Genomic DNA, 11,261 nt, shown 5'->3' with positions numbered 1-11,261 from the left:
CCAACCGCGAGGCCCGGACGTGTCGGCACCCGGTTCGGTCGAGCCGGGCGCGCTGTCGGCAGGTCCTCGGACTTGCGGACGCACCAATGGGTGCACTTCATACCGTTGCGGGACAGTTCCGGATTCGCACCGGATTCCCCTGCGGCGACAGCAGGCATGAGCATACATGTGGGGGCGGCCCGTTGCGGTAGCCCCCACATGTTGTGTCGGGGTGGCTACTGCTCGGGTGCGTACAGCTCCAGGGCGTAGGTGATCAGCGGCACCGTGGGCATCGGGGACCAGTCCCGGGTGGGGGTGCGGACGAAGCCCAGCCGGCCGTACAGCCGGTGCGCGGCCGGCATCTGCGGCTGGGTGGACAGCACCAGCCGGGTCACTCCGGGAAGGGACCTGGCCCGCTCGGCGCAGGCCCGTACGAGGGCCTCGCCGGCGCCCTTGCCCCGACCGGCGGCGGCCACCGCGAGCATCCGGAACTCGGCCTCGCCGGGGCCGGCTATGTCGGCGAGCGGGCTGCCCGGCGGGGCGAACGTCACACCGCCCAGCAGGCGCCCGTCGAGCACGGCGACGAGCACCTCGCCCTCCCCGGCGCGGCCGGCGACGTCGCGCAGCGCGCGCTCGTAGGAGCCGTCGGGGTTGCCGTCGAGCAGACCGTCCCCGAGGTAGGCCAGCGCGGTGATGTCGCCCAACTCTTCGTACTCGGCGGGGAGCGCCGCCCTGATCGTCATGTCCATGCGTCGAGTGTGCGGGACGGACGCGGGGCCCGGGCGACCCGCTCACGCGGAAGGGCCCGCCGGGGGTGGCGGGGCCCTTCCCAGGGGTGCTCAGCAGCAGCGGAAGCCCTCGCGGGGGTCCGCCTCGCGGGCGTCGGTGCGGGCCCGTTCGAAGGCGCGGCGGGTCATGACCCCGGCCTGCGGGTCGTGGGCCCGGGCGTGGGCGACGTAGCGGTCGTACGCCGCCTCGCCGGAGAACTCCCGTACGTAGTACCGGGCCTTCGCCAGCGCCTCCCGCAGTCCGCCCACCGCGCGCGCGGTGTTCACGCGACGGGCTCCTTGACCTTGCCGCCGCCGCTGTCGAGGCCGGCCGCCGCCAGTTCGGCCTTCTCCTCGGCCGTGGCGATGAGCCCGGCCGGGGCGACGATCTTCGACTCGGACCACGGGACCTCGGAGAGGCGGACCGACTCGGGGTGGGCGATCGCCCTGAAGCAGGTCCGGCCCGCGTCCACCAGCACGATGATGATGAGGACCGCGAACAGCACCGACAGGACGCCGTCGACCGTGGCGTTGGTGACCACGGTGTGCATCTCGTCCATGGTCTTGGCGGGCGGCAGCACCTTGTCGGCGTCGATGCCCGTCTGGTACTTGTCGCGCTGGGCGAAGAAGCCGACCTTGACGTCCTCGGAGAAGATCTTCTGGTAGCTGGCGGTGAGGGTGACGGCCACGTCCCACGCCAGCGGGACCCCGGTGACCCAGGCCCACTTCAGTCGCCCGGACTTCACCAGCAGGGTCGTGCAGACGGCCAGCGCGACCGCCGCGAGCAGCTGGTTCGCGATGCCGAACAGCGGGAACAGCTGGTTGATGCCGCCCAGCGGGTCCTTGACGCCGACCCACAGGAAGTAGCCCCAGCCGCCGACGACGACGGCGCTCGCGAGCCACACGCCCGGCTTCCAGCTGACGTCCTTGAAGGACTTGTTCACGTTGCCGAGGGTGTCCTGGAGCATGAACCGGCCCACGCGGGTGCCCGCGTCGACCGTGGTCAGGATGAACAGGGCCTCGAACATGATGGCGAAGTGGTACCAGAACGCCTTCATGCCGGCGCCGCCTATGACGGCCGAGAAGATCTCCGACATTCCGAGTGCGAAGGTCGGCGCGCCACCCGTACGGGAGAGCAGGCTGCTCTCCTCCACGTCCTTCGCGGCCTGCGCGAGGGCGTCCGGGCTGATGGCGAAGCCGAAGTTGGAGACGGCCGCGGAGGCGGTCTCGACCGTGGTGCCGATGACGCCGGGGGGCGAGTTCACGGCGAAGAAGAGGCCGGGCTCGATGATGCAGGCGGCGATGACGGCCATGATGGCGACGAACGACTCGGTGAGCATGGCGCCGTAGCCGATGACCCGGACCTGGGTCTCCTTCTGGATCATCTTCGGGGTGGTGCCGGAGGCGACCAGGGAGTGGAAGCCGGACAGGGCCCCGCACGCGATGGTGATGAAGACGAAGGGGAACATCGAGCCGGCGAACACCGGTCCGTCACCCCGTGCCGCGAAGTCGGTGACCGAGGGCATCTGCAGCGTCGGCATCGCGATGACCACGCCCAGCGCCATCAGCGCGATCGTGCCGACCTTCATGAAGGTGGACAGGTAGTCGCGGGGCGCGAGCAGCAACCACACCGGCAGCACCGAGGCGACGAAGCCGTACGCGATCATCCAGACGACCAGCGTCTCCTTCTCCAGGGTGAAGGTGTCCGCCCAGGAGGACTCGGCGACCCAACCGCCCGCGACGATGGCGAGCAGCAGCAGCGCGACGCCGATGGCGGAGACCTCGGTGACCCGGCCCGGCCGCAGCACGCGCAGGTACACGCCCATGAAGAGGGCGATCGGGATGGTCATGCCGATGGAGAAGACGCCCCAGGGGGAGTGCGCCAGGGCGTTGACGATGACGAGGGCCAGCACCGCCAGCAGGATGATCATGATGGCGAACACGGCGACCAGGGCGGCGGCTCCGCCCACCGGCCCTATCTCGTCCCGGGCCATCTGGCCGAGCGAACGGCCGTCGCGGCGAGTGGAGAAGAACAGCGTCACCATGTCCTGGACGGCGCCGGCGAAGATGACGCCGACGACGATCCAGATGGTGCCCGGCAGGTAGCCCATCTGCGCGGCGAGCACGGGACCGACGAGCGGACCCGCGCCGGCGACGGCCGCGAAGTGGTGGCCGAAGAGCACCCGACGGTCGGTGGGATGGAAGTCGACACCGTTGTCGAGGCGTTCGGCGGGGGTGGCCCGGGTCTTGTCGACCCTCAGGACGCGCCGCGAGATGAAGCGCGCGTAGAAGCGGTAGCCGATGGCGTACGAGCCCAGCGCGGCCGCGAGCAGCCAGGCGGCCGAGATCTCCTCGCCCCGCGAGAGGGCCAGCACGCCCCAGCCGATGGCTCCGATCAGGGCCACGAGCGCCCACACGGCGATCTGCTGAGGGGAGAGGCGGCCCGACGGAGAGGGCGAGTCGGGCCTGCCGCCCGGGCTCGCCGCACCCCTCGGTGGTGGAGTCCGGTCTGTTCCTGTTGCGTCCGGTTCCGGCATGATCCTCGTCCCCTCGTCGATCATCTGCTGAAGCGCAGGGAATCTACGGGGGCTTGACCGCTGGACGTAAGCCCCCGTCCGCATAGCGGTACGAGCGTCCACCGAGGATCGAACGGGAGTCAACCGGTGATCACGAAGCGGGCCTCTGAAGACGGGCAACGAACTTGTAACGGTCGCCGCGATATACCGAACGTACCCATTCGACCGGTTCCCCGTCGGCGTCGAGCGAGTGCCGCGAGAGCATCAGCATCGGCAGTCCGACGTCCGTGCCGAGCAGTCCGGCCTCCCGAGGGGTCGCCAGGGAGGTCTCGATGGTCTCCTCCGCCTCCGCGAGGCGGACGTCGTACACCTCGGCGAGGGCCGTGTAGAGAGAGGTGTACTTGACGAGCGAACGGCGCAGCGCGGGGAAGCGCTTGGCCGACAGGTGCGTGGTCTCGATGGCCATGGGCTCGCCGCTCGCGAGCCGCAGCCGCTCGATGCGCAGGACCCGTCCACCGGTGGAGATCTTGAGCAGGCCGGCGAGGGTGTCGTCGGCCGTCACGTACCCGATGTCGAGCAGCTGGGACGTCGGCTCCAGGCCCTGGGCCCGCATGTCCTCCGTGTACGAGGAGAGTTGGAGCGGCTGGGAGACCTTGGGCTTGGCGACGAAGGTGCCCTTGCCCTGGATCCTCTCCAGCCGGCCCTCGACGACGAGCTCCTGAAGGGCCTGCCGGACGGTGGTCCGGGAGGTGTCGAACTCGGCCGCGAGCGTGCGCTCCGGCGGGACCGGCGTGCCGGGGGGGAGCGTTTCGGTCATGTCGAGCAAGTGCCGCTTGAGCCGGTAGTACTTGGGCACGCGTGCCGTCCGAGTGACTGCCCCGCCTTCCGGCTCCGTGGTCGCCCCTTCGGTGGCCATCGCCGCCCGCCTTCCCGACTCCAGTTTCGCTGCCGTCACCGGCTCCTCCGATATGTGCGGTCACATCGTGACACGGGAGGGAGGACAGGCCTCCTCCCTCCCCCAGGTGTCGGTCCGATAACGGACCGAGCACCCGCTCATTAGACCCTTGACACCCCTAAAGGTCTAGGCCAAGCTCCAGCTACTGGTCTAAACCAATCTGGATCGGATCCCGGCCCCACGGGCAGTACTTGGTACGTCACCGCGGTGGGCGAGGGAAGTTGCAGGCAGCATCCCTGAGGAGGGTGGCGTGAAGCGCAAGCTCATCGCGGCGGTCGGAGTCGCGGGCATGGTTATCGGCCTCGCGGCGTGTGGCGACGGTGCCGACGACAAGGCGAAGACCGAAGCATCGGGTGGCGCGGCCAAGGAGATCACCGTCTGGGTGATGGACGGTTCCGCACCGAAGGCCTGGATCGACGAGGTCAACAAGGAGTTCTCGGCCAAGCACCCCGGTGTCACGGTCAAGGTCGAGGAGCAGAAGTGGACCGGCATCCAGGAGAAGGTCACCACGGCCCTTTCCGAGAACACCCCGCCGGACGTCATTGAGCTCGGCAACACCCAGACCGTCGGCTACGCCGTCACCGGTGGCCTCGCCGACCTGTCGGGCGACAAGTCCAAGCTCGGCGCCGACGCCTGGTCGAAGGGCATGACGTCCTCCGCCGAGGTCGACGGCAAGCTCTACGCCGCCCCGTGGTACGCCGCCAACCGCGTCGTCGTCTACGACAAGAAGGCCTACGAGAAGGCCGGCGTCACCGTCCCGAAGACCCGCGACGAGTGGGTGGCCGGCCTGGAGAAGCTGAAGGCGGCGGACCCGGCCTCGCAGCCGATCTATCTGCCCGGCCAGAGCTGGTACGTCCTCGCCGGCTTCGTCTGGGACGAGGGCGGCGACCTCGCCGTCAAGGACGGCGGCAAGTGGAAGGGCCAGCTGGCCACCCCGCAGGCCGCGTCCGCGATGGACTTCTACAAGAAGCTCCAGTCCTTCTCCACGGCCCCCAAGGACAAGGACGAGGCCACCCCGCAGCAGTCCACCGACATCATCCCCAAGGGCGGCGTCTCGTCCTGGATCGGTCTCGGCTGGGAAGCCCAGGGCGCGCTGAAGGCCCTGAAGGAAGCGGGCAAGGAAGGCGACTTCGGTTACTTCCCGATCCCGGGCAAGACCGCCGACAAGCCGGGCTCCGTCTTCCTCGGTGGCTCGAACCTCGCCGTCGCCGAGCGCTCCAAGAACAAGGAGCTCGCCAAGGAGTGGCTGGCCCTCGCCGCAGGCAAGGACCAGATGACCAAGTACGCCACCGTCACCGAGGGCGCGCTGCTCCCGAACCAGGCGGCCGCGAACTTCGCCGCCGCTCCGGGCTCCTTCGCCGAGACGATGGCCAAGGCCGCCGCCTCCGGCAAGATCACCCCGGTCACCGCGGGCTGGGCGAACGTCGAGACCGAGCCGAACCCCATCAAGGAGTTCATGACCAAGGTCCTGAAGGGTGAGGACGCCGCCAAGGCGGGCGCGGACGCGGACAAGGAAATCGCGAGCCGCATCAACCGGTAGTCCCCCCCGCAGCACCGCACCACCCGTACCGCCTGCACCACCTGACACACCGCAACACCCGCAGCCACCAGCAGTGTGAACGCACCGGGGGGTGCGGCAGGCGCCCCGCAGCGCCTGCCGCACCCCCGGTCGCGCATTTGACTCCACAGTCAACCGCGAGGAAGCCCAGACATGACCGTGCACTCCCAGGGAGCGACCACCAGCGCTCCACAGGACGCACCACAGAAGTCCGCCGGACGGCCGAAGGTGCCCGGCACCGGTACCGGCCCCAGCCATCCGTCGCCTCGCGGGGGCAGAAGGTCGCTCCCCTCGGGGTGGGCGCCGTATCTGCTCGTCCTGCCCGCGGTGCTCAGCCTCGCGACACTGCTGCTCTATCCGCTGATCAAGAACGTGATCCTGTCCTTCCAGGACATCAACAAGATCGAGTTCATCCAGCGGAAGTACCCGTTCGCGGGACTGGCCAACTACACGCAGCTGCTCGGCGACTCCGACTTCTGGACCGTCGTCCTGCGCAGCTTCGGCTTCACCCTCGCCAACGTCGCGCTCATCATGGGCGTGGGCTGCCTCATCGGCATCCTGCTGAACCGCCTCGGCACGTGGATGCGCCTGGTCCTGTCGATGGCACTGGTGATGGCCTGGGCCATGCCGATCGTCGCCTCGGTCCAGGTCTTCAAGTGGCTCTTCGACGAGCAGTTCGGCGTCATGAACTGGGTCATGCGCTCCGCCGGCTTCGCCGGGTACGACCAGCACAACTGGTTCGAGACCGGCTTCTCCACCCTGGTGATCATCACGATCCTGGTGGTCTGGGGATCGGTCCCCTTCGTCGCCCTCAACATGTACGCCGGCCTGACCACGGTCGGGGCCGAACTGTACGAGGCCGCGCGGATGGACGGCGCCAACGGCTGGCAGACCTTCTGGAAGGTCGTCTTCCCCCAGCTGAAGCCCTTCTTCCTGATCACCACCTTCCTTGAGGTGATCTGGGTCTTCAAGGCCTTCACCCAGGTCTACGCGATGAACAAGGGCGGCCCCGACCGCGCCTCCGAGATCCTCCCGGTCTTCGCCTACGTCGAGGGCCAGAGCCAGTTCCACTACGGCCTGGCCGCCGCGATCTCCGTCCTGACGATCCTGATCCTCATCATCGTCATGTCCTTCTACTTCCGCCTGATCCTGAAGCAGGAGGAGGAGCAGTGAGCACGACCACCGCCCCGAAGCCCGCGCCGGCCGCACCGTCCGCCCCGGCGACGAAGTCCGCCCAGCGACTGCGCACCCGCCGGCCGCTGCGCCCCGGCACCGTCGCCAAGAACGTCGGCGCCCTCCTGCTGGCCCTCGTCTTCGTCTTCCCCGTCTACTGGATGTTCTCCTCGGCGCTCAAGCCGCAGAGCGAGATGCTCAGCAAGGACCCCGTCTTCGTCTTCACGCCGACGCTGAAGAACTTCGACAAGGCCACCGGCGTCGACAACTTCTGGTCGTACGTCACCAACAGCCTCATCGTCACCATCTGCGCGGTGGTGCTGGCCCTGCTCGTCGCCCTCGCCGCGAGCTTCGCCATCGCCCGCATGAAGTTCAAGGGCCGCAAGGGCCTCGTGCTCGCCGTGATGATGGCCCAGATGGCCCCCTGGGAGGTCATGGTCATCGCGATGTACATGATCGTCCGCGACGCCGAGATGCTGAACAGCATCGGCGTGCTGACCGCCATCTACTTCGTGATGGTCCTCCCCTTCACCATCTGGACCCTGCGCGGCTTCATCGCCGCCGTCCCGGTGACCCTGGAGGAGGCGGCCCAGATCGACGGCTGCACCCGCGGCCAGGCCTTCCGCAAGGTGATCTTCCCGCTGCTGGCCCCCGGTCTGATGTCCACCTCGCTCTTCGGCTTCATCACCGCCTGGAACGAGTTCGCGATGGTCCTGATCCTGAACAAGGACAAGACCTCGCAGACCCTCCCGCTGTGGCTGACCGAGTTCCAGACCGCCTTCGGCAGTGACTGGGGCGCCACCATGGCCGCTTCCTCGCTGTTCGCGGTCCCGGTCCTGCTGATCTTCATCTTCCTCCAGCGCAAGGCCGTCGGCGGCATGACCGCCGGCGCCGTGAAGGGATAACGGCCGAGATGACTGTCCTTGCGCACCGCACGGATACGGTGACCCGCGACGCCCTCGCGGTCCTCCAGCCCGGCTTCGAGGGCACCACCGCCCCCGCCTGGCTGCTGCGCCAGGTCGCCGAAGGCCTCACCGCCGTGGGCCTCTTCGGCCGCAACATCACCTCCGCCGCGCAGCTCCGCGCCCTCACCGCGCAGCTGCGCGCCGAGCGCGACGACGTACTCGTCGCGATCGACGAGGAGGGCGGCGACGTCACCCGCCTGGAAGTGCGCGACGGCTCGTCCTTTCCCGGCAACCTCGCGCTGGGCGCCGTCGACGACACCGACCTGACCCGTGACGTGGCCCGCGAGCTGGGCCGCCGGCTCGCCGAGTGCGGGGTCAACCTCAACTGGGCGCCGTCCGCCGACGTCAACTCCGACCCGAACAACCCCGTCATCGGGGTCCGTTCCTTCGGCGCGGACACCGCCCTCGTCGCCCGGCACACCGCCGCGTACGTCGAGGGCCTCCAGGCCGCCGGCGTGGCCGCCTGCACCAAGCACTTCCCGGGCCACGGTGACACCAGCGTCGACTCGCACCACGCGCTGCCCCGCATCGACGTCGGCCTGGACACCCTCCAGGCCCGCGAGCTGGTCCCCTTCAAGGCGGCCGTCGCGGCCGGCACCAAGGCGATCATGAGCGCGCACATCCTCGTGCCCGCCCTCGACCCGACCCGCCCGGCCACCCTCAGCCCGCAGATCCTGACCGGCCTGCTGCGCAAGGAACTCGGCTACGAGGGCCTCATCGTCACCGACGGCATGGAGATGAACGCCATCGCCGGAACGTACGGCATCGAACGCGGCTCGGTGCTGGCCATCGCGGCCGGCGCCGATGCCATCTGCGTCGGCGGCGGGCTCGCCGACGAGGCCACCGTGCTGCGCCTGCGCGACGCGCTCGTGGCCGCCGTCCGCGAGGGCGCGCTGCCGGAGGAGCGGCTCGCCGACGCCGCCACCCGGGTGCGCGCCCTCGCGCGATGGTCCCGTCGGGCCCTGCCGGACGCGGCGGCGGAGGGGAGCGGCGCGTCCGGCATCGGCCTGACGGCGGCCCGCCGGGCCGTGGTCGTCACGGGCGCCCCGACCCCGGTCGCCGCCCCGTACGTGGCCACGCTCAGCCCCGTCCCGAACATCGCCGTGGGCGACGAGACCCCGTGGGGGGTGGCCGCCGAGCTGGCCGCGCTGGTCCCGGACACCGAGGCGGGCGTCTACCCGAAGGGCTCCACCGCCGGGGACGTGCTGGCGGCAGCGGGCGGCCGCACCGTCGTCGCCGTGGTCCGCGACGCGCACCGGCACCCGTGGATGAGCGAGGTCCTGAACGCGCTGGTGGCGGCCCGCCCGGACACCGTGGTCGTCGAGATGGGCGTACCGCTCGCCGCGCCGCGCGGGGCCCTGTACCTCGCCACGCACGGCGCCTCCCGCGTCTGCGGCCGGGCGGCCGCCGAGATCATCGCGGGCGTGTAGGAACCGCCGGCCCCGCGCGGGCCGGAGCCGGACGTGCGAAAGGGCCGGGCCCCCGAGGAGGGGGGCCCGGCCCTTTCGCCGTGCACGGTGGCCGGTCCGGGCCCCGTCGGGGCTACAGACCCTGCCAGGCGGGCTTGTCGGCCCAGGTCTGGCGGAAGTAGTCGGCCAGCTTCAGCTTCGAGGCCGCGGCCTCGTCCACGACGACCGTGGCGTGCCGGTGCAGCTGGAGCGCGGAGGCCGGTACGAGGGCGGAGAGCGGGCCCTCCACGGTCTGCGCGACAGCCTCGGCCTTGCCCTCGCCGGTGGCCAGCAGGACCAGGTGACGGGCGTCGAGGATGGTGCCGATGCCCTGCGTGATGACGTGGTGCGGCACCTGGTCGATGTCGTTGTCGAAGAAGCGCGCGTTGTCCACGCGGGTCTGCTGCGTCAGCGTCTTGATCCGGGTCCGGGAGGCCAGCGAGGAGCACGGCTCGTTGAAGCCGATGTGGCCGTCGGTCCCGATGCCCAGCAGCTGGAGGTCCACGCCGCCGGCCTCGGCGAGCGCGAGGTCGTAGGCGTCGCAGGCGCCGACGATGTCCTCGGCGGAGCCGTCGGGGCCCATGAAGGAGGCCTCGGACAGGCCGAGGGGCTCCACGACCTCGCGCAGCACGACGGCGCGGTAGGACTCCGGGTGCCCGGCCGGCAGGCCGACGTACTCGTCGAGCTGGCAGACGCGGGCCTTGGAGGCGTCGACCTGACCGGCCTTGACCTTGGCCGCGAGGGCTTCGTAGATGGGCAGCGGGGTAGAGCCGGTCGCCACGCCGAGCAGGGCGTCGGGCTTGCGGCGGACCAGGGCGGCCATGGCCTCCGCGATGAGTTCGCCGCCTGCCTTGGCGTCCGGGACGATGACAACTTCCACGCGGGGCCTGCCGATCTGAGAGGGGTGCGGTCGGATTGTGGTATAGACCAATCTAGCAGAGCAGGACCCTCCGTGGCGGGCCTTCGCCCCCCATCCATGGTGATCCCGTCCGCCCGCACGGGCCTCCCGGACGGCTGCCCCCGCGCCCCGGCCGGGCCGACGGGGACCGCCGGCCCGGCCGTCCTCAGAGCAGCGAGAGCTGGAGCCCGCCCGTGGCGTCCAGGTGCTGGCCGGTGACCCAGCGGGAGTCCGGCGAGGCGAGGAAGGCGACCACGTCCGCCACCTCGTCGGCGGTGCCCACCCGGCGGAAGACGGACCGGGCGGCCAGGTGTTCCCGGGTCCCGGGATCGGAGAGCAGCGCGGCGTTCAGGTCGGTCTCGGTGATGCCGGGGCCGACCGAGTTCACGGTGATCCCGCGCGGGGCGAGTTCGGCGGCCAGGGACACGGTCAGGGCGTTCACCGCGCCCTTGGCCATGACGGTGGCGAGGATCGCGGGCAGCGCGAGGTGGGGGGTGCCGGTGACGTTCACGATCCGGCCCCCGTCGCGCAGTCGCGCCAGCCCGTGCTTGATCACGAAGAACGGCGCCTGGGCGTTGAGGGCCTGGACCTGCCGGAAGGTCTCCTCGTCCGTGTCCGCGATGCCGGCGAAGGTCGCCGTGCCGGCGTTGTTCACCAGTACGTCCACGTGCTCCGTGGCCAGTGGATGGGCCTCGTACGCCGCCCAGAGCGCCTGCGCGTCTCCCGGCACCCCGAGCTCCGCGCGGACCGGGAAGGCGGTTCCCCCCGCGGCCCCGATCGTGGCGACGGTCTCCTCCGCCGCCGCCTCGTCGTGTCCGTAGTGCACCGCCACCAGGGCTCCGTCGCGGGCCAGCCGCTGCGCGACCGCCCGTCCGATCCCCCTGCTGCCGCCCGTGACCAGTGCCGTCTTCCCCTTGAGCACGCCCATGACGCGCCCCCCTTCAGCATTCTCTAGTGGTCGCTACAGAAAAGGACCGTACCAGATTCACTAGCGACCGCTAT

The 11,261-nt window shown here is 70.4% G+C and carries 10 protein-coding genes and 1 riboswitch; of the genes, 4 read left to right on the top strand and 6 right to left on the bottom strand.

Annotated elements, in window-relative coordinates; translation table 11 throughout:
• Nucleotides 1-39: 39 nt before the first annotated feature.
• Nucleotides 40-171: riboswitch (cobalamin riboswitch) on the bottom strand.
• A gap of 44 nt (nucleotides 172-215) precedes the next feature.
• The 4 genes from AB0D46_RS25670 to AB0D46_RS25655 form a co-directional block, all read right to left on the bottom strand.
• Nucleotides 216-728, bottom strand: coding sequence for a GNAT family N-acetyltransferase (locus AB0D46_RS25670; protein WP_362880705.1), 513 nt, complete (start codon nucleotides 726-728; stop codon nucleotides 216-218).
• Nucleotides 729-818: 90 nt separating this feature from the next.
• The gene (locus tag AB0D46_RS25665) at nucleotides 819-1,016 is read right to left on the bottom strand and encodes a YbdD/YjiX family protein (RefSeq protein ID WP_362880747.1); all 198 of its coding nucleotides are present in this window, start codon (nucleotides 1,014-1,016) and stop codon (nucleotides 819-821) included.
• Between the two features lie 14 nt (nucleotides 1,017-1,030).
• Entirely contained in the window at nucleotides 1,031-3,283 is a 2,253-nt protein-coding gene (locus AB0D46_RS25660; protein WP_362880746.1) for a carbon starvation CstA family protein, read from the bottom strand.
• A gap of 130 nt (nucleotides 3,284-3,413) precedes the next feature.
• Nucleotides 3,414-4,178, bottom strand: coding sequence for a GntR family transcriptional regulator (locus AB0D46_RS25655; protein WP_362880744.1), 765 nt, complete (start codon nucleotides 4,176-4,178; stop codon nucleotides 3,414-3,416).
• Between the two features lie 289 nt (nucleotides 4,179-4,467).
• Between AB0D46_RS25655 and AB0D46_RS25650 the strand changes: the two genes are divergently transcribed.
• From AB0D46_RS25650 to AB0D46_RS25635, 4 genes are all read left to right on the top strand, one after another.
• Entirely contained in the window at nucleotides 4,468-5,757 is a 1,290-nt protein-coding gene (locus tag AB0D46_RS25650; protein WP_362880703.1) for an extracellular solute-binding protein, read from the top strand.
• Between the two features lie 171 nt (nucleotides 5,758-5,928).
• Entirely contained in the window at nucleotides 5,929-6,948 is a 1,020-nt protein-coding gene (locus AB0D46_RS25645; RefSeq protein WP_362880702.1) for a sugar ABC transporter permease, read from the top strand.
• A gap of 68 nt (nucleotides 6,949-7,016) precedes the next feature.
• Entirely contained in the window at nucleotides 7,017-7,853 is an 837-nt protein-coding gene (locus AB0D46_RS25640) for a carbohydrate ABC transporter permease (protein ID WP_362880742.1), read from the top strand.
• 8 nt (nucleotides 7,854-7,861) lie between these two features.
• Nucleotides 7,862-9,343 carry a glycoside hydrolase family 3 protein gene (locus tag AB0D46_RS25635; RefSeq protein WP_362880700.1) on the top strand — a complete coding sequence of 494 codons (1,482 nt, stop codon included), beginning with the start codon at nucleotides 7,862-7,864 and terminating at the stop codon, nucleotides 9,341-9,343.
• 112 nt (nucleotides 9,344-9,455) lie between these two features.
• Here AB0D46_RS25635 and nagB read toward each other — a convergent pair whose 3' ends face one another.
• Nucleotides 9,456-10,241, bottom strand: coding sequence for a glucosamine-6-phosphate deaminase (gene nagB, locus AB0D46_RS25630; protein WP_362880698.1), 786 nt, complete (start codon nucleotides 10,239-10,241; stop codon nucleotides 9,456-9,458).
• A 184-nt stretch (nucleotides 10,242-10,425) separates the two neighbouring features.
• Nucleotides 10,426-11,187, bottom strand: a complete 762-nt coding sequence (locus tag AB0D46_RS25625) for an SDR family oxidoreductase (RefSeq protein ID WP_362880697.1) — start codon at nucleotides 11,185-11,187, stop codon at nucleotides 10,426-10,428.
• Nucleotides 11,188-11,261: the final 74 nt, after the last annotated feature.

The sequence above is a fragment of the Streptomyces sp. NPDC048383 genome, from assembly GCF_040651775.1.
GTDB lineage: Bacteria > Actinomycetota > Actinomycetes > Streptomycetales > Streptomycetaceae > Streptomyces.
The sequence above is the reverse complement of the archived record's forward strand: the minus strand, read 5'-3'. Positions and strand labels throughout refer to the sequence as shown.